Annotated in this window: 18 protein-coding genes and 1 pseudogene; 6 read left to right on the forward strand and 13 right to left on the reverse strand. The window is 63.9% G+C overall.

Annotated elements, in window-relative coordinates; all coding sequences use genetic code 11:
- Positions 1 to 132 precede the first annotated feature (132 nt).
- Complete coding sequence (locus WMO64_RS02615; protein ID WP_349230910.1) at positions 133 to 1,305, forward strand: aminotransferase class V-fold PLP-dependent enzyme; 1,173 nt, start codon at positions 133 to 135, stop codon at positions 1,303 to 1,305.
- Positions 1,305 to 2,210 carry a selenium metabolism-associated LysR family transcriptional regulator gene (locus WMO64_RS02620; protein WP_349230911.1) on the forward strand — a complete coding sequence of 302 codons (906 nt, stop codon included), beginning with the start codon at positions 1,305 to 1,307 and terminating at the stop codon, positions 2,208 to 2,210. Before WMO64_RS02615 ends, WMO64_RS02620 begins: the two co-directional genes overlap by 1 nt.
- Before the next feature lie 90 nt (positions 2,211 to 2,300).
- On the opposite strand, the gene WMO64_RS02625 is transcribed toward WMO64_RS02620, so the two are convergent.
- From WMO64_RS02625 to WMO64_RS02655, 7 genes are all read right to left on the reverse strand, one after another.
- Positions 2,301 to 3,467 carry a pyridoxal phosphate-dependent aminotransferase gene (locus tag WMO64_RS02625; protein WP_349230912.1) on the reverse strand — a complete coding sequence of 389 codons (1,167 nt, stop codon included), beginning with the start codon at positions 3,465 to 3,467 and terminating at the stop codon, positions 2,301 to 2,303.
- Positions 3,468 to 3,477: 10 nt separating this feature from the next.
- Positions 3,478 to 3,921, reverse strand: a complete 444-nt coding sequence (locus WMO64_RS02630; RefSeq protein WP_294521752.1) for an ACT domain-containing protein — start codon at positions 3,919 to 3,921, stop codon at positions 3,478 to 3,480.
- An 18-nt stretch (positions 3,922 to 3,939) separates the two neighbouring features.
- Positions 3,940 to 5,241 (reverse strand): phenylacetate--CoA ligase family protein, encoded by a 1,302-nt coding sequence (locus WMO64_RS02635; protein ID WP_349230913.1) that lies wholly within the window; start codon positions 5,239 to 5,241, stop codon positions 3,940 to 3,942.
- 21 nt (positions 5,242 to 5,262) lie between these two features.
- A complete protein-coding gene (locus tag WMO64_RS02640; protein ID WP_294522555.1) occupies positions 5,263 to 5,835 on the reverse strand; it encodes an indolepyruvate oxidoreductase subunit beta in 573 nt (190 codons plus the stop codon).
- Positions 5,836 to 5,839: 4 nt separating this feature from the next.
- Positions 5,840 to 7,582, reverse strand: a complete 1,743-nt coding sequence (gene iorA / locus WMO64_RS02645; protein WP_349230914.1) for an indolepyruvate ferredoxin oxidoreductase subunit alpha — start codon at positions 7,580 to 7,582, stop codon at positions 5,840 to 5,842.
- Between the two features lie 151 nt (positions 7,583 to 7,733).
- On the reverse strand, positions 7,734 to 9,305 hold the full coding sequence (locus WMO64_RS02650) for a sodium:solute symporter family protein (RefSeq protein WP_349231002.1): 1,572 nt from the start codon (positions 9,303 to 9,305) through the stop codon (positions 7,734 to 7,736).
- Positions 9,306 to 9,371: 66 nt separating this feature from the next.
- Positions 9,372 to 11,009, reverse strand: coding sequence for a class I adenylate-forming enzyme family protein (locus WMO64_RS02655; protein ID WP_294522561.1), 1,638 nt, complete (start codon positions 11,007 to 11,009; stop codon positions 9,372 to 9,374).
- A 660-nt stretch (positions 11,010 to 11,669) separates the two neighbouring features.
- Here WMO64_RS02655 and WMO64_RS02660 point away from each other — a divergent pair.
- The 4 genes and pseudogenes from WMO64_RS02660 to WMO64_RS02675 all read left to right on the forward strand — a co-directional run.
- A pseudogene (locus WMO64_RS02660) lies at positions 11,670 to 11,850 on the forward strand (helix-turn-helix domain-containing protein); the annotation flags it as partial.
- Between the two features lie 79 nt (positions 11,851 to 11,929).
- On the forward strand, positions 11,930 to 12,901 hold the full coding sequence (locus tag WMO64_RS02665) for a glycoside hydrolase family 3 protein (protein ID WP_349230915.1): 972 nt from the start codon (positions 11,930 to 11,932) through the stop codon (positions 12,899 to 12,901).
- Positions 12,902 to 13,216: 315 nt separating this feature from the next.
- Positions 13,217 to 16,099, forward strand: a complete 2,883-nt coding sequence (locus WMO64_RS02670) for an insulinase family protein (RefSeq protein WP_349230916.1) — start codon at positions 13,217 to 13,219, stop codon at positions 16,097 to 16,099.
- Positions 16,100 to 16,120: 21 nt separating this feature from the next.
- Positions 16,121 to 17,398 carry an L-cysteine desulfidase family protein gene (locus WMO64_RS02675; RefSeq protein WP_087169832.1) on the forward strand — a complete coding sequence of 426 codons (1,278 nt, stop codon included), beginning with the start codon at positions 16,121 to 16,123 and terminating at the stop codon, positions 17,396 to 17,398.
- Between the two features lie 104 nt (positions 17,399 to 17,502).
- On the opposite strand, the gene WMO64_RS02680 is transcribed toward WMO64_RS02675, so the two are convergent.
- From WMO64_RS02680 to WMO64_RS02705, 6 genes are all read right to left on the reverse strand, one after another.
- Positions 17,503 to 18,198 (reverse strand): LytR/AlgR family response regulator transcription factor, encoded by a 696-nt coding sequence (locus WMO64_RS02680; RefSeq protein WP_158098472.1) that lies wholly within the window; start codon positions 18,196 to 18,198, stop codon positions 17,503 to 17,505.
- A gap of 73 nt (positions 18,199 to 18,271) precedes the next feature.
- A complete protein-coding gene (locus tag WMO64_RS02685; protein ID WP_349230917.1) occupies positions 18,272 to 18,763 on the reverse strand; it encodes a hypothetical protein in 492 nt (163 codons plus the stop codon).
- A complete protein-coding gene (locus WMO64_RS02690) occupies positions 18,760 to 20,514 on the reverse strand; it encodes an ABC transporter ATP-binding protein (RefSeq protein ID WP_349230918.1) in 1,755 nt (584 codons plus the stop codon). The genes WMO64_RS02685 and WMO64_RS02690 overlap by 4 nt, the downstream gene beginning before the upstream one ends.
- Entirely contained in the window at positions 20,511 to 22,253 is a 1,743-nt protein-coding gene (locus tag WMO64_RS02695; protein WP_349230919.1) for an ABC transporter ATP-binding protein, read from the reverse strand. Before WMO64_RS02695 ends, WMO64_RS02690 begins: the two co-directional genes overlap by 4 nt.
- A gap of 373 nt (positions 22,254 to 22,626) precedes the next feature.
- The gene (locus WMO64_RS02700; protein WP_349230920.1) at positions 22,627 to 22,941 is read right to left on the reverse strand and encodes a thioredoxin family protein; all 315 of its coding nucleotides are present in this window, start codon (positions 22,939 to 22,941) and stop codon (positions 22,627 to 22,629) included.
- A 34-nt stretch (positions 22,942 to 22,975) separates the two neighbouring features.
- Positions 22,976 to 23,920, reverse strand: a complete 945-nt coding sequence (locus WMO64_RS02705) for a trigger factor (protein ID WP_349230921.1) — start codon at positions 23,918 to 23,920, stop codon at positions 22,976 to 22,978.
- Positions 23,921 to 23,927: the final 7 nt, after the last annotated feature.

Genomic DNA, 23,927 nt, shown 5'->3' on the forward strand with positions numbered 1-23,927 from the left:
ATTTGATATTTTGATAAGTATGTGGTAGAATGATGGAAAATCTCACAGGCCGTTTCTGTCGAAGGTCCTCCCTTTTGGTCAAAACAGGGGCATCCGGCAGGCCGGACCGCGGTATGGACGGGAGCGGATGGAATGGACACCATCTATTTTGACAACGCATGCACCACCTTCCCCAAGCCCAGGGCGGTGCCTGACGCCATGTACGACTATATGACCCGGGTGGGCAGCAACATCAACCGGGGCTGCTATGAGCGGGCCTACGACGTGGAGGAGCTGGTCTACGACACCCGGGAGCGGCTCTCCAGGCTCTTTGACGGCCCGGAGTGCAAGAACGTGGTGTTCACCCGCAACATCACCGAGAGCCTGAACGTGCTGCTCAAGGGCTTTCTCAGGCCCGGCGACCACATCATCACCTCCTCCATGGAGCACAACGCGGTGATGCGCCCCCTGGTGCAGCTGGAACAGCAGGGGGTGTCCTTCACCCGGGCGGCCTGCGGTCCGGACGGCACCCTGGACCCGGCTGTGCTGGAGAGGGCCCTGCGGCCCAACACAAAGGCGGTGGTGATGACCCACGCCAGCAACGTCTGCGGCACCCTGCTTCCGCTCAGGGAAGTGGGGGCCTTCTGCAGGGCCCACGGCCTGCGGTTCTTCGTGGACTGCGCCCAGACCGGCGGCGTGTACCCCGTGTCCATGGCGGACATGGGCATCGACGCCCTGGCCTTCACCGGCCACAAGGGCCTGCTGGGGCCTCAGGGGGTGGGCGGCTTCCTACTCAACCCCGAGCTGGTGGGGCAGATCACCCCCCTGCTCTCCGGCGGCACCGGCAGCATCAGCCACACGGAGGAGGTCCCCGACTTCATGCCCGACCGCTTTGAGCCGGGCACCCCCAACCTGCCCGGCATCGTGGGCCTCCAGGCCGCCCTCCTCTGGCTGGAGGAGACGGGTATGGAGGCCATCCGCGCCCACGAGCTGGGCCTCACCGCCCGGTTCCTGGCGGGCATCAACACCCTGCGGGAACAGGGCCGCTCCATCCGGGCGGTTGGCCTTCCCGGAACGGACGGCCGCACCGGCGTGGTGTCCGTGGAGACGCCGGGCCGTGACATGGCCGGGGTGGCCTACCAGCTGGACAGCACCTACGGCATCATGACCCGGGTGGGCCTCCACTGCGCACCCTCCGCCCACAAGACCCTGGGCACCTTCCCCGCCGGGACCATCCGTTTCTCCTTCGGCTGGTGGAACACCGAAGCGGAAGTGGACCGGGCCCTGGACGCCCTGGACGCCATCCTGGGGGAGGCAAACCGCTGATGGACATGAAGCAGCTCCAGTCCTTTACGGCAGTTGTGAAGTATCGCAGCTTTACAAAGGCCGCCGCACGGCTCTACCTCTCCCAGCCCACCATCAGCACTCACATCCGCAACCTGGAGGAGGAGCTGGGCACCTGTCTCATCATCCGCACCAAGCGGAGCGTGGACGTGACCCCCAGGGGCCAGGAGCTCTACGAGTGCGCCTGCAACATCCTCAGCCTGCGGGACAACCTGATCCGCCGCTGGTCCTCCAACGAGAGCAGCATCATCCAGCTGGGCGCCTCCACCATCCCCTCGGCCTACATCCTGCCGGAGATCCTCCCCGCCTACGGCAAGGAGCACCCGGAGGCCTACTTCATCATCCACCAGAACGACAGCCGCGGCGTGGTGGAGGGCATCCTCAACGGCAGCTTTGACCTGGGCATGATCGGCATGAAGTACGACCATGAGGACCTGACCTGTATCCCCTTCTACCGGGACCGGATGGTGCTCATCACCCCTGTGGACCCCCGTTTCCTGGCCCTGAAGGAGCAGGAGTCCCCCCTGCGGGAGCTGCTCCAGGAGCCCATCATCCTCCGGGAACAGGGCAGCGGCAGCAAAAAGAGCGCGGAGTATTTCCTGGAGAGCATGGGGGTCACGGAGGACCAACTGAAGGTCACCGCCCGGGTCAACGACCAGGAGTCCATCAAGAACCTAGTGGCAGGCGGACTGGGCATCTCCATCATCTCGGAGCGGGCCGCCCTCAACTTCGTGCAGGAAAAGCGGGTGCTCCTCTTCGACCTGCCCGACCAGGTCTCCCGGCGGTACTTCTACTTCGTGATGAAGCGGAACTCGGTCCTCAGCGAGCACATCAGGACCTTTATCGCACACGTGAAAAAATACTACGCGCTGGATGAGGAGAACTGAGCGCGGTATCAGGACAGAAAAACCCGGCCGGTGTGCCCCTGTGGGGCACACCGGCCGGGTTCGCTTTTCCGTTTTCAGCCCGGCTGCTCTTTACGCCATCTTCTCCTTGATGTGGCTCAGCCGGTCCAGGGCCTCGTTGAGGGTCTCGTCCTTCTTGGCGAAGTGGAGCCGCACGATGTTGCGCACGTCCTCCATGAAGAAGGAGGTGCCGGGCACGGCGGCCACACCCACCTTCCGGGCCATCTCCTCGCAGAACTCCACGTCGGTCTGTCCCTTCTTCAGGTAGGGGCCGATGTCGGCCAGGACGAAATAGGTGCCCTGGGGGTCGGTGAAGGGAATGCCGATGTTCCGCAGGCCGTCGGTGAACAGCTGCTTCATGTGGGCGTAGTGGGCGGAGAACTCCTCATAGTAGCTGTCCGGCATCTCCAGCCCGGCGATGGCCGCCTCCATCAGGGGAGACGCCGCGCCCACGGTGTTGAAGTCGTGGTACTGCTTGATCTTGTCCATGATGGGCTTGGGGGCCAGGGCGTAGCCGATGCGCCAGCCGGTGATGGAGTAGGTCTTGGACAGGGACGAGCAGGAGATGGTCCGCTCCCACATGCCGGGCATGTTGCACATGTACAGGTGCTTGTGGGGGGCGTAGACGATGTGCTCGTATACCTCGTCCATGATGGCGTACACGTCGTACTTGACGCACAGCTGGGCGATGAGCTTCAGCTCATCCTCGGTGAACACCTTGCCGCTGGGGTTGGAGGGGTTGCAGATGATGATGGCCTTGGGGTGCTGTTTGAAAGCGTCCTCCAGCACGTTGGGGTCAAAGTTGAACTCAGGCGGCACCAGGGGCACATAGATGGGCTCGCAGTCGGCAAAGAGGACCTGGGCGTGGTAGTTCTCAAAGTAGGGGGAGAACAGCACCACCTTGTCGCCGGGGTTGGTGATGGCGAAGATGGTGTCCACCATGGCCTCGGTGGAACCGATGGTCACCACCATCTCGGTCTCCGGGTCGATGTCCCGGCCCATGAACCGCTTGCACTTCTTGGCCAGGGCCCGGCGGAAGTTGGGGGCCCCCATGGTGATGGGGTACTGGTGGGGTCCGGCGTGGGACACCTCGGCCAGACGGTCCAGCAGGGCCTTGGGCGGGTCAAAGTCGGGGAAGCCCTGGGCCAGGTTGATGGCGTCGCTGGCGATGGCAATACGGGTCATCCGGCGGATGACCGAGTCGGTAAAATACTGGGTCTTTTTACTCATGGGCTGCATAGCGGTTCCCTCATTTCTGTTCGTCTTGGATGCCCAGCTCCCCGTGGAGGGCGGGCGGCATGCCGTTGTCCTTCAGCAGGGCGGCCAGACGGTCCAGGTCGGCCACCCGGAAGATCATACAGGCCCGGCCCTGGACCTGGCCGAACACGGAGTAGACATACTCCACGTCGATGTTCTCCTTGGCCAGCAGGGTGAGGATCTTCCCCAGGGCGCCCGGCTCGTCGGGTACCACCACCGCCAGCACCGGGGTCATGGACAGGATGAACCCATGCTCCAGCAGCAGCGTGGCCGTCCGCTGGGGCTTGTCCACAATCATGCGCAGCACGCCGTAGTCGGCGGTCTCAGCGATATGGAGGGCCCGCATATTGATCTGATTGGCGGCCAGGATGGTGGTGATCTCCGCCAGCTGTCCCGCCCGGTTCTCCAGGAACACGGAAATCTGTTGGATGGTCATGATGCGCCAGCTCCTCTCTTAAATCTTCCGCTTGTCGATGACGCGGACCGCCTTGCCCTCGCTGCGCTGGATGGACTTGGGGGCCACCAGGCGGACCTTGGCGTAGATGCCCAGCATGGCCTTCAGGGCGGCCACCACCTGCTTCTCCTTCTCGGCCACCTGGCTGAGCTGGTCGGAGAACATCTCCGGGGTCATCTCCACCAGCACCTCCATGGTGTCGGTGTTGTTGACCCGGTCCACGATGATCTGGTAGTTGGGCGCGAAGCTCTGGCCCAGGAGCACCGTCTCGATCTGGGACGGGAACACGTTGACGCCCTTGACGATGAGCATGTCGTCGCTGCGGCCCATGGGCTTGCTCATCTTCACATGGGTGCGGCCGCAGGGGCAGTCCTCGTGGTGGAGCACGCAGATGTCCCGGGTGCGGTAGCGCAGGAGGGGAAATGCCTCCTTGGTGATGGAGGTGAACACCAGCTCGCCCTTGCTCCCCTCGGGGAGCACCTCCCCGGTGTCCGGGTCGATGATCTCGGCGATGAAGTGGTCCTCGTTGATGTGCATGCCGGTCTGGGCGGAGCACTCAAAGGCCACGCCGGGGCCGGACAGCTCGGTGAGGCCGTAGATGTCGTAGGCCTTGATGCCCAGGGTCTTCTGGATGTCCTGGCGCATCTCCTCGCTCCAGGCCTCGGCGCCGAAGATGCCCGCCTTCAGAGGGATCTCCTCGGGGGTGAGCCCCATCTCCTTCATGGTCTCGCCCAGATAGGCGGCGTAAGAGGGGGTGCAGCAGAGGATGGTGGCGCTCAGGTCCCGGATGAACATGATCTGCCGCTCGGTGTTGCCCGAGGAGGTGGGGATGGTCAGGCAGCCCACCTTGTGGCTGCCGCCGTTGAGGCCGGGTCCGCCGGTGAACAGGCCGTAGCCGTAGGACACCTGGCACACGTCCTCATTGGTGCCGCCGGCGGCCACGATGGCCCGGGCGCAGCAGTCCTCCCACAGGTCGATGTCGTGCTGGGTGTAGAATGCCACCACCCGCTTGCCGGTGGTGCCCGAGGTGGACTGGATGCGCACGCAGTCCTTCAGAGGCCGGGCCACCAGGCCGTAGGGGTAGGCCTCCCGCAGGTCGGCCTTGCTGACAAAGGGCAGCTTGTGCAGGTCGTCCACGCCCTTGATGTCCGCCGGGGTCAGCCCCTTCTCCTCCATCTTCTTCCGGTAGTAGGGCACGTTGTCCCACACGTTGTGTACCTGCTTCACCAGGCGCTCGTCCTGCCAGGCGCGGATCTGCTCCCGGCTGGCGCACTCGATCTCCTTCTGATAATACCGTTCCATTACACGCTCCGCCCCCGTCCCTCAGGAATTTCTGCCCAGATGGAAGGCCATCCGGTTCATCTCCAGGAATTTCTCCGGCACGCTCCGGGTAATGGCCTGCTGCCAGGCCTCCTCTGAAAGGTCAAAGTACTGGCTCAGCCGCCCCATGAGCACCAGGTTCACCGCCTTGCTGCTCCCCGCCTGCTCGGCCAGGGCCAGGGCGTCCATGGCGTCCACTTTGGCCCCGGCGGCGGTCATCTTGGCCACCAGGTCCTGGGGATACTCCGCCGCGCCGGTGATGACCGGCATGGGGTTGACCTGCTGGGTGTTGGTGATGATGCGCCCGTCGGGCCGGAGGAACTCCATCCACCGGGCGGCCTCCAGCAGCTCAAAGGACACGATGAAGTCGGCCTCCCCCTTGTCGATGACGGGGGAATAGACCCTGTCGCCGTAGCGCACGTAGGTGACCACGCTGCCGCCACGCTGGCTCATGCCGTGGACCTCGGACACCTTCACGTCATAGCCCTGGTCCAGCAGCAGGCGGCCCAGCAGCTTGCTGGCCAGCAGGGTGCCCTGGCCGCCCACACCCACGATCATAATGTTTTTCGTCTGCATAACCTTACACCTCCCCGGGCGCCTGGAGCGCGTCGAATTTGCACAGCTGCTGGCACACGCCGCAGCCCACGCACAGGGTGGCGTCCACCCCGGCCTTGCCGTCCCGCACCGAGATGGCGGGGCAGCCGATCTTCATGCAGGCCTTGCAGCCCACGCACTTGGCGGTATCCACCGTCAGAGGCGGCTTGTGCTTGACGTACTTGAGCAGGGCGCAGGGCCGGCGGGAGATGACCACCGACGCCTCGGGGGCGGCCAGCTCCTCCTTGATAGCCGTCTCGCACTCCCCCAGGTCGTAGGGGTCCACCACCCGCACCCGGCGGATGCCCACCGCCTTACACAGGGACTCCAGATTGATCTTGGTGCAGGGGTCCCCCTTCAGGTTGAAGCCGGTGGTGGGGTTCTGCTGGTGGCCGGTCATGCCGGTGATGGAGTTGTCCAGGATGATGACGGTGGCGTTGGACTCGTTATAGGCGATGTTCACCAGGCCGGTGATGCCCGAGTGCATGAAGGTGGAGTCGCCGATGACCGCCACGGTCCTGTTGTCCATCTCTCCCCCGCTGGCCTTCAGGAAGCCGTGGAGACCGGACACCGAAGCGCCCATGCAGATGGTGGAGTCAATGGCCGCCAGCGGGGGCACGGCGCCCAGGGTGTAGCAGCCGATGTCGCCCATCACGGTGAGCTTCAGCTTGTGGAGCACATAGAACAGTCCCCGGTGGGGGCAGCCGGCGCACATCACCGGAGGACGGGCCGGGATGTTCTCGTCCAGGGCCTTGCCCGCGTCGGGTACCACGCCCAGCTTCTCGGCCACCAGGTTCTGGCTCAGCTCCCCGATGGGAGAGAAGTCCTTCTTCCCCGTCACGGCCAGGCCCAGATCCCGGCAGTGCTCCTCGATGAAGCCGTCCAGCTCCTCCACCACCACAAGCTGGTCCACCGCGGCGGCGAAGTCCCTGATCTTCTGCTCGGGCAGGGGCCAGATCATGCCCAGCTTGAGCACCGGGTACCTGTCCCCGCAGACCTCCTTCACATACTGGTAGCTGGTGGAGGAGGTGATGATGCCGATCTTGTGGTCGCTCCCCTCCTCGATCCGGTTGAGGGGGGTGGTCTCGGCATAGGCGATCAGGTCCTTGGTGCGCTGCTCCACCACAGGGTGGCGCTGCTTGGCGTTGCCCGGCATCATGATGTACTTGGACGCCTTCTTCTCGTAGGGCACCGGAGCGGGCTCCACCCGCTCCCCCGGCTCCACCACGCTCTGGGAGTGGGACACCCGGGTGCACATCTTCAGCAGCACCGGCGTGTCGAACCGCTCGCTGAGCTCATAGGCCAGCTTGGCAAAGGCCAGGCCCTCGGCGGAGTCGGCGGGCTCCAGCATGGGCAGCTTGGCGGCCTTGGCGTAGTGGCGGGAGTCCTGCTCGTTCTGGGAGGAGTGCATGCCCGCGTCGTCCGCCACGCCGATGACCATGCCGGCGTTGACGCCGGTGTAGGCGATGGTGAACAGCGGGTCGGCGGCTACGTTGAGGCCCACGTGCTTCATACCGCAGAAGGACCGCTTCCCCGCCAGGGAGGCGCCGAAGGCGGTCTCCATGGCCACCTTCTCGTTGGGCGCCCACTCGGCGTAGACCTCGGGGTACTTGGCGATGGCTTCGGTGATCTCGGTGCTGGGAGTGCCGGGATAGCTGGAGACAACGGCGCAGCCCGCCTCATAGAGGCCCCGGGCCACGGCTTCGTTGCCGAGCATCAGGGTTTTCATGGTGCATCTCTCCTTTTTCAGAGGCCTGAAAGATAAAAAACGTCCTCTGCATCCCTGCAGAGGACGATAAGTACCGGCGAAACGGCCTCTACCTGGTTCCGCTCTCGCAAAACTTTGAATAAATTTACTTTATCACTTTCCGTCGATAAAGTCAATGTGTTTTTCCGTCTTTCTCCAGGGCATTTCTGGGGCCGATGGAGTCGGTGACCGCCACGGTGACGGTGCGCCGGTAGCAGGAGAAGATCTGCTCCACCCGCTGGGGGTCCGGGGCGGGGGTGAACAGGCTGACCACCGGCACGATCACCAGCCCCGCCACCATGCAGAAGGCGCCGGCGTTGATGGGGGATTGGAGAACGGCGGGGAAATAGTCCCCCACAAAGATATTGGCCAGCATGACCACGGTGGAGAACAGGAAGCAGCACACACAGGCGGCCTTGGTGGTGCGCTTCCAGTACAGGCCGTACAGGAAGGGGGCCAGGAAGCTGCCCGCCAGAGCGCCCCAGGACACGCCCATCAGCTGGGCGATGAAGGTCAGGTTGGACCGGTACTGGACAATGGCCAGCACCACGGAGATGGCGATGAACACCACCACCAGCGCCCGCATCCAGCGGACCTGCCGCTTCTCGTCCATGTCCCGGATGAGGTTGTCCTTGATGAAGTCCAGGGTGAGGGTGGAGCTGGAGGCCAGCACCAGGGAGGACAGGGTGGACATGGAGGCGGAGAGCACCAGGATGACCACCACCGCGATGAGGATGGTGGGCAGCCCGGAGAGCATGGCGGGGATGATGGAGTCGTAGCCGCCCTCAGCCACCGCCTCCGGCGTGGAGAACAGCCGGCCGAAGCCCCCCAGGAAGTAGCAGCCCCCCGCCACGATGAGGGCGAAGGCGGTGGAGATAACGGTGCCCTGGGTGATGGCGTCCTCGCTCTTGATGGCGTAGAACTTCTGCACCATCTGGGGCAGGCCCCAGGTGCCCAGGCTGGTGAGCACCACCACCCCCGCCAGGCTGAGCAGGTCGGGCCCGAAGAAAGAGGCGAACACCCCCGGCGTGTCGCTCACCGCCGGGTCGGTCACCCGGGCCAGGCCGTCCATGGCGGCGGCAAAGCCCCCCTGGGTGTTGAGCACCGCCGCGATCACCGCGATAATGCCGAAAATCATGATGATGCCCTGGATGAAGTCGTTGATGGCAGTGGCCATGTACCCCCCGGCGATGACGTACACCCCGGTGAGCACCGCCATCACCACCACGCACACGGCGTAGTCGATGTGGAAGGCCATGGCGAACAGCCGGGAGAGGCCGTTATACAGGCTGGCGGTGTAGGGGATGAGGAAGATAAAGATGATCACCGACGCGGTCAGCTTCAGGCGCCTGCTGTCGAACCGGCGGCCAAAGAACTCCGGCATGGTGGCGCTGTCCAGGTGCTGGGTCATGATGCGGGTGCGGCGGCCCAGCACCACCCAGGCCAGCAGGGACCCCAGAAAGGCGTTGCCCAGGCCTGCCCAGGTGGCGGCGATGCCGAAGCGCCAGCCGAACTGGCCGGCGTAGCCCACAAAGACCACGGCGGAGAAATAGCTGGTGCCGTAGGCAAAGGCGGTGAGCCATGGGCCCACCGACCGGCCCCCCAGCACAAAGCCGCTGACGTCGGTGGTGTGGCGGCGGCAGTACAGGCCGATGAACACCATCACGGCGAAGAACACCACCAGAAGGGACAGTTTGATCAGCATATCGGTCACGGCGGAACACTCCTCGCTGCCCGGACTGCCGGGCAGAGTCTCTCTTTTTGACGCCGGTCAGTGGGTGATCTGGGCCTCCACCAGACGGCCGTGGCAGTACTTCTCCCGCAGCACCGGCTTCTCGATCTTGCCGGTGGGGTTGCGGGGGATCTTGTCAAAGATGATCTTGCGGGGCCGCTTGTACCGGGGCAGCTCCTGGCAGAAGGCGTTGATCTCCTCCTCCGTGCAGGTCATGCCGTCCTTTACCTCCACGATGGCGGCGGCGATCTCGCCCAGACGGGCGTCCGGCATGCCGATGACAGCCACGTCCTTGATCTTGTCAAAGCGGCGGAGGAAGGCCTCGATCTGCACCGGGTACAGGTTCTCGCCGCCGGAGATGACCACGTCCTTCTTCCGGTCCACCAGATAGATGAAGCCGTCCTGGTCCACCTCGGCCATGTCGCCGGTATACAGCCAGTCCCCCTTGAGCACCTCGGCGGTGGCCTCCGGGTTCTTGTAGTAGCACTGCATCACGCCGGGGCCGCAGACGATCAGCTCGCCCACCTGGCCCTGGGGCACCTCGTTGCCCTGCTCGTCCACCACCTTGGCCTGCCAGAGATAGCCCGGCTTGCCGATGGCGCCCACCTTGTCGATGTTCTCCACCCCCAGGTGGACGCAGCCCGGACCGATGGACTCGGAGAGGCCGTAATTGGTGTCGTACAGGTGGTGGGGGAAGACCTTCTTCCACCGGTGGATCAGGCTGGGGGGCACCGGCTGGGCGCCGATGTGCATCAGCCGCCACTGGTCCAGCAGATAGTCGTCCAGGTTCACCTGGCCCCGGTCGATGGCGTCCAGAATGTCCTGGGCCCAGGGCACCAGCAGCCAGACGATGGTGCACTTCTCTTCCGTCACCGTCCGGAGGATCCACTGGGGGGACACGCCCCGCAGCAGCACCGCCTTGCCGCCGGTGGCCAGGGAGCCCAGCCAGTGCATCTTGGCGCCGGTGTGGTACAGGGGCGGGATGCACAGGAACACATCCTCATGAGTCTGCCCGTGGTGGTGCTGCTCGGTGAGGGCGGCCGACAGCAGGGCCTTGTGGTTGTGCAGGATGGCCTTGGGGAAGCCGGTGGTGCCCGAGGAGAAGTAGATGGCCGCCTGGTCGCTCAGCTCCAGGTGGACCGGAGGGTTCTCAAAGGTGCAGTACATCACCAGCTCCCGGTAGCTCTCGGCAAAGTCCGGGGTATGGTTGCCCACGTAGAACCACTGCTTCACCCGCTTCAGGGCGGGGAGAATGGGCTCCAGCCGGCCGATGAACTCAGGGCCGAACACCAGGGCCTCCACGTCCGCCAGGTCCAGGCAGTACTGGATCTCGTCGGAGGAGTAGCGGAAGTTCAGCGGCACCGCCAGACACCCCGCCTTCAGGATGCCGAAGTAGATGGGCAGCCACTCCAGGCAGTTCAGCAGCAGGATGCCCACCTTGGTCCCCCGCTTCAGCCCCCGGCTCAGCAGCAGGTTGGCAAACCGGTTGGCCTTCTTGTCAAACTGGCCCCAGGTCATCTCCCGGCGGTAGGGCTCATCGGGCCGGTTGCGCTCGATCAGGCTGTACTCACGCCATGTGGTGGCCCGGTCCCGCTCCTCCGACGGGTTGATCTCCACCAGAGCCGTCTCATCCCGGTACAGCCGGGCATTGCGTTCCAGAAAATCGGTGATTGTCATAATCAGGAAGCCCCCTCTCTCCCCGGCTGTATGCCGCGGGAGAATCATGGATTTTTTTCCATTTTGGCTATTTTACCGCTTTAAAGAGGCAAAGTCAAGAGGGGTGTTTTAAACTCTTTTTCTGTCTTTCCTCCTGTTCCCTCTCCCAAATTGGCCGCTTCCTGATATGTCATTTTTTAATAAAACAGCAAAAACGGCGTGTATTCCGCCGGAATCGGACGGAATACACGCCATCTCTCTGAAGCGTTTGAGCATAACGTCAAAGCCGCGATTGTTCTCTTCCCTTCAGCCCAGAGACCGGGTCTGAGGGCTTCTCGACAAAAAACGTCGGAGCAAGCGATCAACGCTTGCTCCGACGTGGTACGAGTGGCGATACAGAACTTTTTGAAAAACCCAGTAATATCAATGGTTTTCGGGCCTCCGAACAGAAAATATCTTGTATATCCCCCCACATTAGGGCGACTGTTTTGAGGCAGCCGCCCTTTTTTACGCCTAAAATTTAGTGTGCCAATTAGGGGCGAAAATCCCTCTATTTTCTCCCTGTGCTGCCGGTTGGAAAGCAGGCGCAGGTGATTTGTCCTTCGGGTATCCGTTGGATACAGAGGTCATCTTTTCCCCGAAAACGAACACTTTTCCAGGCCGCCGGAGGGAGGTGAGATTATGGCGGTATTTCGCATTGAGAAAACCCGCGACTACACGGTGATGGCAAACCATCATCTGCGGAACACGGCGCTGTCGCTGAAAGCGAAGGGGCTGCTGTCCCTCATGCTGTCTTTGCCGGAGGATTGGGACTACACCACCAAAGGCCTTGCCCGGATATGCCGGGATGGAGTGGACAGCAATTCCAACCTGTCGGCCAAACTCCAGCGGGAATCTATCCGCTATAAGGAGGTTGTGGAGCTGGCCGATGTGCTGGGCTTTTGTACGGCAACATCACGGCGGGGGCCAGCACGCTGGGCTCGGCGGGGATCCGAGTGCCCGGTTCCGCCGGCGAGACCTCCGAAGCGCTGGAGGCCAGCCGCCAGATCCCCAGCCTGATTATGGCGGACGGCCCCGCCGGGCTGCGGCTGCGCCAGTGCTACCAGGCGGACCGCGCCACCGGTGAGGTCTACGGTGCCGGGGTGCTGGGCTCGCTCGAAAACGGCTTTCTGGAAGCGCCGCCCCGCCACGAGAGCGCCGACACCTACTACCAGTTCTGCACGGCGTTCCCGGTGGGCACCGCCCTGGCCCAGAGTTGGGATCCCGACCTGCTGGCGCAGGTGGGTCGCGCCGTCAGCCGCGAAATGGACGAGTTCCATGTGGATTTGTGGCTGGCCCCCGGCATGAACATCCAGCGCAACCCACTGTGCGGGCGCAACTTCGAGTATTATTCCGAGGATCCGCTGCTCACCGGCACGCTGGCGGCGGCCATCACGGCCGGCGTGCAGGAATCCGGGCGGCACGGGGTGCCCCTCAAGCATTTTGCCTGCAACAACCAGGAGGACAACCGTATGGCGGTGGACGCGCGGGTGTCGGAGCGCGCCCTGCGGGAAATTTACCTGCGCGGGTTTGAGATCGCGGTCAAAGCCGCCGCCCCGGCCGCCGTCATGTCGGCCTACAATTGCATCAACGGGGTGCACGCCGCCAACAGCCGAGACCTGTGCACCGTCGTGCTGCGGCAGGAATGGGGCTTTGCCGGCCTGGTCATGTCGGACTGGAATACCACCGTGCCGCAGGACGGCTCCACCCCCTGGCGGTGCGCCTGGGCCGGCAACGACGTCATCATGCCGGGCAACCCCCACGATGATGCCGACATCCGGGCCGCCCTCGCGGACGGCCGCCTGCCCGAAACCGCTGCCCGCCAGTCCGCCGCCCGCCTGATCGCCCTGGCCAGCGCCCTGCGCGGGGGGTGAGCACCGGACGGCCGTGACTTTGGGAGATTTCTTTCACACGCTGACATTCTTCTGTCTTGTATAGTACGCGGCGCGGGGATTTGTGCACGCCACACAAATCCCCGCGCCGTTTCGGTTTCAGCCCCATCGGCGGATGCGCGCTTTTCTGTGTTGCTTGCAGCGTTGGCGCTGTAAATCCATACCAAATAGAACGCAAACCGGACAGAATCGACAAACCAAATTGACATTTTCAGCAAGGGAATTTAAAGTATTTACAGGACAAAGCGGCGCCCATGTGACAGTTGTTTACGCACCGGAAAGAGAGGGATTGATATTATGAGCAAGTCTCTTCACGGTTTTACCGAAATCCGGCAGGCCCCGCTGCCGGAACTCGACGCCACCCTGCACGAGATGGAACACGCGCAGACTGGCGCGCGGCTGGTCTGGCTGGAGCGGGATGAGGAGAATAAAACCTTCGGCATCGCCTTCCCCACCCTGCCGGGCGACGATACCGGCGTCTTTCATATCCTCGAGCACTCGGTGCTCTGCGGGTCGGACCGCTACCCGGTCAAGGAGCCGTTTGTTGAACTGCTCAAACACTCGATGAACACCTTTTTGAATGCGCTGACCTTCCCGGACAAGACGCTCTACCCCATTTCCAGCCGCAACCCCAAGGACTTTCTGACCCTGATGCGGGTGTATCTTGACGCGGTGTTCCACCCGGCCATCCACCATAACCCCGCCATCTTCCGGCAGGAGGGCTGGCGGTATGAGTTTGACGCCGAGGGCAACCCCCACTACAAGGGCGTCGTATTCAACGAGATGAAGGGCGCTTTTGCCGACACTGACGAACTGGAAACAAACTCCCTCAACCGTGCGCTTTTCCCCAACACGCCCTACCGGTTTGTGTCGGGCGGCGACCCGGCCTGCATTCCAGACCTGACTTACGAACAGTTCCTGGCCGCCCACCGCAAGTTCTACGCGCCCTCCAACGCGCTGATCTTTCTGGACGGCGCCGTGGACCTGGACACCGTGCTGCGGGTACTGGACGAGGAATATCTGAGCAGTTTTGCCCGCAGCGAGCGCACGGTGTTCCCGCCGCTACAAGCCCCGGTGGACGGCGGCGTGCAGCGCATCGAGTACGAGGTGGCCAGCGAGGCCGAGGAGCCCGGCCGCACCCGCCTGGGCTACGGCTTTGTGCTGGGCAGCTACGCCGACCGCGAGACGCTGGTGGCCGCCGGGGTGCTGGCCCAGGTGCTGGCCGGGGACAACGAATCCCCGCTGTGCCGGGCGGTTTTGTCCCGCCAGTTGGCCCGGGACCTGATGCTGCGGGTGTACGACAGCGTGGCCCAGCCCTGGCTGCAGATGGAGCTCACCGACCTCAACGCCGAAAACGCGGCCGCTGCCGAGCAGGCGGTTTTTGACGAACTGCGCCGCCTGGCCGGGCAGGGCATCGACCGCACCAAGCTGGAAGCCGCCCTGGCCCGGCGGGAGTTCGAGATGCGGGTGCGGGATTTCGGCCCCTACACGCCGGGCGTGGGCCTGTGTATGCAGACGCTGGAAAGCTGGCTGTACGGCGGCCAGCCGGAAGCGAACCTGCAGGTGGGTGACCTGTTCGACAGCCTGCGCGCCAAGATGCGCGAGGGCTACTTTGAGGACCTGCTGCGGCGCATCTTCCTCCAAAACCCGCACAAGGCCAAGGCGGTGCTGACCCCGAGCCACACCGCCGGCGAGGCCCGCCGCCAGGCCGAGGCCGAGCGCCTCACTCGGGAGGCCGCGGCCTGGACCCAAGCCGACCGCGCCGCGTTGCAGCAAGAGCAGCGGGAACTGGACGCCTGGCAGCAGACGCCGGACAGCCCCGAGGCGCTGGCCACGCTGCCCAGCCTGACCTTGGCCGACCTGCCCGCCGCCCCCACCGACCTGCCGCTGGAAACCGTCACCCTGGCGGGGGTTCCGGTACTGCGGCACCGGGTCAAGACGCGGGGCATCGTCTACCTGACCTTCTATTTTGACGCCGACGGCCTGCGCCCCGAGCAGATGAGCGAGCTCGGGTATCTGTGCCAGTTGCTGGGCCACCTGCCCACCCGGCACTACACGGCGGAACAGCTCAACGACCGCATCCGGCTGACCTGCGGCGAACTGCGGTTCTACGCCACTGCCTATGCGATCCCCGGCGAGACCGGCCGCTGCCATGTCAAACTCTGCCTGAACCTGAGCGCGCTGGAACCCAAGCTGGCCGCGGCGCTGGACCTGGCCGCCGAGGTGCTGACCACCACCGACCTGAGCGCCGAGCCCGCCGCCCGGGACATCCTGCGCCAGCTGCGGACGCAGCGGATGCAGAACTGCATCATGGCCGGGCACAATGTGGGCATTGGCCGGCTGGCGGCGCAGTTCTCGGCTGCCGGCGCGGCGCAGGAATATCTGACCGGGTTTGCGGGCTACCAGTGGGTCAAAGCCCAGGAGGATCATTGGGACTGGGCCGCCCTGCGCCCGGCCTTGCAAAGCCTGCTGGACGCCATCGCCTGCCAGGCCCGGCTGACGCTGGCCGTGACCACCGACCATGACCTGGCCGGGCAGGCCGCCGCCCGGCTGGCCGCGGCCCTGCCCGCAGGCGCCGCCGCCCCCGAAGCCACCGCGCTGGCCCCCTGGGGCGCGCGGCGGGAGGGCATCGCCATCCCGGCCGACATCGCTTTTGCCTGCTGCGGCGGCAACGTTCTGGCAGGCGGGCAGCCCTACACCGGCGCCTGGCAGCTGGCATCCAAGCTGCTGGGGCTTGAATACCTGTGGAACGCCGTGCGGGTACAGGGCGGCGCTTACGGCACCGGGCTGGCGGTGCGGGACACCGGCCTGGCGGCCTGCTGGTCCTACCGCGACCCGCGGGGCGTGCAGAGCTTGCAGGCCTATACCCGCTGCGCGGAATTTCTGCGCCAGTTCTGCCGGGAGGGCCGCGATTTGACGGGCCTCATCATCGGCGCAGTGTCGGACAGCGAGCCGCTGCTCTCGCCCCAGGCCCAGGGCACCACCGCCGACACCTGGTACTGGCAGGGCGTGGACTACACCGAGCGCTGCCGCCGCCGCAAAGCGCTGCTTTCCGCCACGCCGGACACACTGCTCGCCCTGGCCGACGCGCTCGAAACGGCATTGCAGGGCGGCGTCTGTGTGGTCGGCGGCCAGCCCCAGTTGGAAGCCTGCGGCCTGGACCACATCGAGAGCGTTTGAAAGGCCACCGAGGAGGATACCATGGAGGACAAAATTTACAGCGAATACTGTGCCATTCTGGCCGAGGAGCTGCAGCCCGCGATGGGCTGCACCGAGCCCATCGCCGTGGCCTACTGTGCCGCGCTGGCCCGCAAGACATTGGGCTGCCTGCCGGAGGATGTGCAGGTGTACGCCAGCGCCAACATCATCAAGAACGTCAAGAGCGTGGTCGTGCCCAACACCGGCGGCCAGCGGGGGCTGACCGTCGCAGCCGCCGCGGGCATTGTGGCGGGTGACGCCGATGCCAAATTGCAGGTGCTGGCCGGCATCACGCCGGAACAGGTGGAACAGATCGCCGGTTATGAAAAGCGGGGCATCGTCCACGTCCACCCCTCGGAGAAAGACTACATCTTTGACATTCAGGTGCGGGTGAACGCCGCCGGGCACACCGCCTTTGCCGAGATCGCCGGCTTCCACACCAACGTCATCCGGCTGGAACAGGACGGCGCCGTGCTGCTCGACCGCCCCTACACCGAGGAAGGCCCCAAGCACGCCACCGACCGCAGCCTTTTGACGGTGGAGCGCATCGTCGAGTTTGCGGACGCCGTTAAGATCGCCGACGTGCAGCCAGTGTTGCAGCGGCAGATCGATTGTAACACCGCCATTGCCCGGGAGGGCCTGCAGGGGCAGTGGGGCGCAAACATCGGGCGGATCTTGCTGGAATCCTACGGCGACTCCACCCACAATCGGGCCAAGGCCTGGGCCGCCGCCGGGTCGGATGCCCGGATGAACGGCTGCGAGCTGCCGGTGGTCATCAACTCGGGCAGCGGCAACCAGGGGCTGACCGCCTCGCTGCCGGTCATCATTTACGCCCGGGCGCTGGGCTCGGCGCAGGAGGAACTTTACCGGGCGCTGGTGGTTTCAAACCTGGTGACCATTCACCTGAAAACCGGCATCGGCAGCCTGTCCGCCTACTGCGGGGCCACCGCCGCCGGGTGCGGTGCCGGGGCCGGGGTGTGCTACCTGCACGGCGGCCGGTACAAGGAGATCGCCCACACCATCGTCAACGCGGTGGCCATCGACTCGGGCATGATCTGCGACGGCGCCAAGGCCAGCTGCGCGGCCAAGATCGCCTCGGCGGTGGAGGCGGGGTTGCTTGGCTGGAAGATGCAGCAGCACCACAGTCAGTTCTACGGCGGCGACGGCATTGTGGTCAAGGGCGTTGAGAACACCATCCGCAATGTGGGCACCCTGGCCAGCGAGGGAATGCGGGAGACCGACCGCACGATCATCCGGCTGATGACCAGCGGGATGTGCTGAGAGGCAAGCCAGCCAAAGCCTCGCCGCCGGCGCCAAACCCAAACGAATAGCAATAACAACCGGCCTGCCGGGAGATCGAGAGATGTCCCCGGCAGGCCGGTTGTTCAAAAGTCAATGTTGGCGTATTTTTCTTTCAGCAGGGTGAGCAGTTCGGGGTATTTGTCGCGGCTGAGCAGGATTTCGCCGTCATAGCCGTCAAACTGGATGGCATAGGTTTTGCTGTTGCCATCCGCCCGGATGAAGGAAACCTTGGACAGGTTGACGATAAAGGACTGGTAACACCGGTAAAAGCCGCACCCCTCCAGCATCTGTTCCAACTGGTTCATCGTGTAGCCCAGCGGGTGGATCTCGGTGCCGGACTGGGTGACGATGCGGTTTTTGCGGTTGCTGCGCTCGACAAACAAAATGTCGATGACCGGCGTGAGCTGGTAGCCGCTGCGCGTTTTGATGAGCAGGCTGCGGTTGGCGGCTTCCCGCTTGGTCTGCTGCAAATCGAACACATAGCGCAGGCGGTTGACCAGCGCCTGCAGCGCCAGCGGGTCGAAGGGCAGCAGCAGGTAGCCGGCGCACTGGCTGCGGTAGGCTTCAAACGCCCACTCTGTGGTGTCGGCGTACATCACGACCTGTATGTCCGGCTGGTTTTGGGCGAGAACCGTGGCCAACCAATCCCCCGTGCTGGTGCGGTTGGGCGGGGCCGGCTGGTGGTTGCAAAATACAACATCCACCTTCTGCTTCTGGAGCAGGGTCACAGCCTCCTCCGAAGTGTCCGCCTCGCCTGCCAGTGTAAACACTTGATACATGCGCAGCAGGTTCCACAGTTGCGCCCTGCGTTTTTGATCGCTTTCGACGAGAAGAGCCCGCATTTTCATCTCTTCACCCCGCTTTTGTTTCACTTTGCCCAAAGGCCATAAACGCATCGGTCAGCGCGTCCACGTCGCCGGTGTAGCCCGTTGTCAGCAGCGCGAACGGGCCGTTGCTGGCCGGGGAGATCAGGCTGCCGCTGTTGAACAGGTCAATGCTGCCCTCAGTTTTCAGGCTTTCATAGGCGGCGTACTCGGCGCTGTCCTTGTCCAACGCATCCAGGTCCCACCAGTAGAACTCGGCCCCGCTCTCCGAGACGGCCAGCGAACACAGCCCGTCGCTGGCCAGCGTGAGGCGCTCCCCGCTGATCAGCCCTTTCTCTTCCAAGCAGGCAAGAAGGTCGTCCATCGTTTCGTCCCAGACCGGGGCGTCCGGGTCCTCATTTTGCCCGGCAGGCACGGCGGCGGCCGGCGGCACGAAATCCGGCGTGGCGGCCACATACGCGAGGGTGCCGCCAAAACACAGCACCAGCAGGATCGAGAAGATCACCGTAAAGCGTTTCATTTCGCCGCCTCCTCCCCGGGCAGGGCAAAGCCCTGCTTTTTCAGATAGTCCCGATAGGTCGGGCTGGCCGCCAGCAGTTCATCGTGGGTGCCGGTGGCTTCCAGCTCGCCGCGGTTCAGCACAACAATACAGTCGGCCTCCATCACCGTGCGCATATCGTGCGCCACCACAATGATGGTATGGCCCTTGAGTTCCTCGCGCACTGTGCGGAAGATCGCCGCGTCGCTGCGGTGGTCAAGGCTGGCCCCGGCTTCGTCCATCAGCAGGTAGGTGGGGCGGATGTACAGGGCCCGCGCAATGGCGATGCGCTGCCGCTGGCCGCCGGACAGCAGCGCCCCCGCCGCGCCCACGTCGGTGTCATAGCCGTTTGGCAACTGGCGGATAAAGCTGTCGGCATCGGCCAGGCGGGCCGCCTGCTCGACCCGGCGCTGGTCGGCCGGGCCGGTTTCGCCGTAGGCGATGTTGTCGCGGACCGACCCGGAGAAGAGCGGGTTATTTTGCAGGATATACCCGAACTGCCGCCGCAGTTCGCAGGGCTTCGACTCGTCCACCGGCGTGCTGCCCAGCCAGATACGGCCGCTGTCCGGCGCATAGATGCCCTGGAGGAGTTTGAGCAGGGTGGATTTGCCCGAGCCGTTGTTGCCGATGATGGCCGTCACCTTGCCATGGGGGATCGTGAAGGACAAATCGTGCAGCACCGGCTGCTGGGGAATGTAGCCGAACGAGACGCGCTCCAGCCGGATATCCTGCGCTGTTTGTTTGTCCGGCAGCGGATTGCCTGCCTGGGGGTCCTCCTCCGGGCCGTCCAGCAGCACGCCCACATACTGCAAAGCGCCCTGGGTGCCCTTGAGAGTCTGGTAGTGGGTCAGCACCTCCGCCGTATACTGGTCCACCCGGCCCTTGTAGGTGGAAAAATCGTTGATGCCGGTCTCGGGCATTTTGCCCTGCCGGATCAAATCCGACCCGCACAACGCGATGACGATGGTGCCGATGGTGTTGTAGAGGGAGTTGGACAGCGTCTGAACCGCCACCATGAAGGCGTAGTAGAGGTCGGCCTTGTACCGCGAATCAATGGCTTTCAGTCCCTCCGTCACTTCCAGGTCCTCCATCGCCTGGGCCTTGACGTGTTTGGCCGCCGAGATATGCTCGGAGAAAAAGGTGGTCATCACGTTCAGGCTGTCGTACCGTCGGAGCATCATCTGGTATTGCAGATGGCCCACCAGCGCGAACACCAGCACCGCGATGGGTAGCAACAGCAGCATATACAGCGAGAGCGTGCCGTCAAAGCGGTACATCTCCCAGCAGCAGCGGAAAAAGCTGTACAGGGACACGATGGTGTTAAATGCCATCTGGACCACCAGGCTGGCCTGGGTGATGTCGTTGACCAGGCCGGAGATCAGGGCGGAGGGCTGGCGGCGCTCCACCTCCCGCATGGGCAGGTGGAGGATCTTGCGCCAGAGCAGTTTGCGCGCCCGCAGTGTGACCAGGGCGCTGCCGTACCCGCCGGTCAGGTTGATGAGCATGCTGAGCAGGGCGTTGAAAACGTTCATCAGCGCATAGCCGATGATGACCCCGTTGTACAGCTCACCCTTGTTGATGCGGATCAGATAGTTGGAGACGGCCAGCACGACCTCGGTGTTGGCAAAGCCCAGAAGCAGCGAGAGCAAAAACAGCCACCACGGGATCGGGAAGCGGGTAAAAAAGGACAAGTACGCCCCAAAGGAGAACTTGGCTTTCTGCTTGTTTTTCATGCGGAGGCCCCTCCTTTCAGGTCCATCATTTCACGGCAGAACGCGCTTTGCTGCAAAACCGTCTGGCGATCGCCCGCCGCGGTGACCGTCCCGTGTTCCAGCACCAGGATCCAGTCGGCGTTTTGCAGCGTCTGGGCGTCGTGGGCCACATACACCACCGTCTTGCCGGCCATCAGGGTGCGGATGCTCTTCCAGACACAGTCCTTGCCGGATATATCCATGGCGGCGGTCGCCTCGTCCAGCAGCAGGATGTCCGACTTCTGCAAAAGTGCCCGCGCTACCGAGAAGCGCTGCCGCTGCCCGCCGGACAGGCTGGCCCCGGCTTCCCCGACCGGCGTGTCGTAGCCTTCCGGCTGCTCCCGCACAAAATCCAGAATGCCCACGGCCTCACAGACCCGGTCCAGTTCCCGGTCGTCCGGCGTGCGGTCCAAACCATACAGCAGGTTTTGCCGGATGGTGCCGGAATACATCACACTCTCCTGCGTCACATACCCAACGGCCTGGCGGAAACTGTGCAGGGAAATACCGGCGATGTCCTGCCCATCCACAGCGATGGTCCCCTTTGCCAGCGGGTACAGCCGGTCGATCAGGTTCAGCAGCGTCGTCTTGCCGCTGCCGGAGGGGCCCACGATGGCGGTGATCTGTCCGGCCGGGATCTCGGCGTCGAGGCCGGTAAACAGTGGTTTGTCCCCGTAGGAAAAGCACACGTCCCGCAGCGAAATATTCCCCGCGAGCGCCCCCGCATCCCGGCCCTTGTCCAGCGGTTCTTCCTGCTCGTCCATGATTTGGGACACGCGGTCCACAGACCCCTGCGCGCCCTTGAAATTGGACCAGGAATTGCAGTAGTTGCTGAGGATGTTTGTGAGCTGGATCGCAAACCCGTAGTAGGCGATCCATTGGGTCAGGTCCAGGGCGCCGGCGCTGTAGAAGGCACGGCCCGCCAGGATGATCGCCACACTTTGCAGCGCGCCGGCGATGGCGTTGACCGGCAGCGCCAGTCCGCGCACCCACAGGTCGGTCACCTCGGCCTGGTAGGAAGCCCTCATCCGCGCTTCGCCGGCGACCGCTTCTTTTTCCTCGGTGCCCATCGACTTGATCAGCAGCATATTGTTGGCCCGCTCCGCAATAGCTGCGGTCAGCTGTGCGTTGCGCCGGTTGATCAGGTCCGCCACGCCGAAGCGCATCCGCCCCAAAACAAAGGAGATCAGGATGTTGACGGGCAGCACGATCACCAGCGCCCACATCAGCCGCTGGTCATAGCTGGAAACGCGCCCCAGCATCAGCAGGCTGGAGTACGCCGTGGTAAACACCGGCAAAAGCACCTGCATGATCAGGGTGCTGATGCTGGTCACATCGGTGGTGATGCGGCTGAGCAGCTCCTTGGGGTTGTTGGCCTCATAGAATTGCAGCGGCAGATGCACGACCTTTTTCCACACCATCCGCCGCAGGTTCCGGTCGATCCGCGCCAGGCACAGGTTGCTTGTCAGGCTGGAAATGGAGCCAATCACCAGCGACAGCAGCGTAAAAAACAGGTAGGGCAGCACGACGGCGAAAAGGCCCACCTGGCCGGCGAACAGCGCGGCGCTGTATTCGGTCGTGCTGACGCTCACATTGGCAATGAGGGCCGATACCGCCAGATACCCCACGATCCAGAGATAAGGCAGCCGCGCCTTGCCCAGCATGGCAAAAAAGCGCCGGAAACTGCCGTACCGCTTGCGGAACAATGCATTCTGTTCCATTTGCTCCTCCCTTCCCTTTCCGGCCATACCCCGGAAAGCAAGAGAGACCCGCCGGTTTTGCGGGGAGCGCGGCGCGCCCGGTGGCCGGGGGTGCCGCAGCCGCGCACAAAACTGGCTGGGTCTCCATTGACTTTACTGTCCTGCCTGCGCCCGGTCAAGCGTTCGGGCGGCAGGGGCCGGCAGCACCGGGCTTGGCTGTGTGAAGGCTGCCGCTTTCATCCTGCACACATCCTTTCCCAGACGACCGGCTTGTTTATTGGCTGTATTTTACCACATTTTTACACGGGAAAACAGCAGCGGTGTCGATTCTGTCCGATTGCGGGTCTATTCTGCCGCTTTCGACCGCAGAGGGGTTCCAAACACCCTCCAGGGCTCAGTCATACATGTACCGGGCCATCACGTCCTTGACCTGCTGCGGCTGCATCACGCCCACATGGCTGTGAACCAGCTTGCCGTCCTTGTAAAACTGAACGGTGGGCACGGCCCGGATGCCGTACTGTTCGGCCAGGTCGGGGTTCTCGGTGGTGTTGAGCTTGACGATGTTCAAAAAGGGGATCTCGGCGTCCAGATCCTCGAGAATGCGGGCAAAGAGCTTGCAGGGCACGCAGGTGGTGCCGTAAAAATCGACGATCACAAAACCGTCTTGGACAAGGCTTTCAAAATTTTCGCTGTTGGCCTGTTGGATCATGGGGTTGCCTCCTGTTGTGTTTCATGGGGATGGGTCATTCCGTGCCGGGCAGCGGGTTTTTGTCCCGGTACAGCCGGTCCGCGTGGGCGCGCCAGACTTCCTCGGCATGGGCGGCGTACTGGTTGAACGTATAGGTTTCTTTTGGCATGGCGGCCCGGGCCTCCCCCGCGGTGGTATGCCATGTGGCGGCGTAATCCTGCAGGAACGCGGCGTAGCCCGCCTCGGTCACGGCAAAGCCGTCGTTTTGGGCGTAATGCCGCCCCAGCAGGCAGCAGCGCAGGCTGTCAAAGCAGGTGTCCTGGGTCATGGCCACCAGCTCAGCGTAGCTCTTGACCGGGATGTTCCCGGCAAACTGCTCGGGGGTCATCTGTTCCAGCACCATGCCGCCTTGCCGGGCGATGGCCCGGCAGCGGTCCAGTTCTTGCTCCACCGCCTGCTTCCAGTCCGCCTTGCAGAGCACAAACGCGGACCCGTCCAGCACCGCCCGCTTGATCCGGGCGGCCAGCGTCCAGGCTGCCTGCGCGGCGGCTTTGTCCCGCTGCTGCGCCAGCAGATAGCGCCGGTACCCGGCCACCGTGCGCACCCCCGGCAGCTTGCACGCGGCGGCCATCTCGTCGGTCAGCGCGGGCACAACCCGCTTTTGCACGGCCTGCACGGTCAGGGCGACCTCGCCCTCCGGCAAGGTCGCCGTGCGGGTCTCGCCGGCCTGCATGCCGATGGCCAGGGCTTCCAGCGTTGGATTGTACATCCCGCTGCCCGCCACAAAGCGGATGCTGTCTTTTTGAAAGCGCGGCAGCGCAGAGTGCAGCGAACAGCGGACCATATCGCCGGCAGCCGCCGTGCCGCCCGGCTCCCAGGTCACATACGGGTTGCGGAGCCGGTCCAGCTCTTTTTGCAGAGCGGCCTGGTCGGGCACAAACGCCGGGATGTCCAGAGCCACTTCATGGTAGTCCTTGGCGGCAACAAGTTTGGATTGCATATGTTCC

The organism is Pseudoflavonifractor intestinihominis (assembly GCF_040096055.1).
In the GTDB taxonomy this organism is placed as follows: domain Bacteria; phylum Bacillota; class Clostridia; order Oscillospirales; family Oscillospiraceae; genus Pseudoflavonifractor; species Pseudoflavonifractor intestinihominis.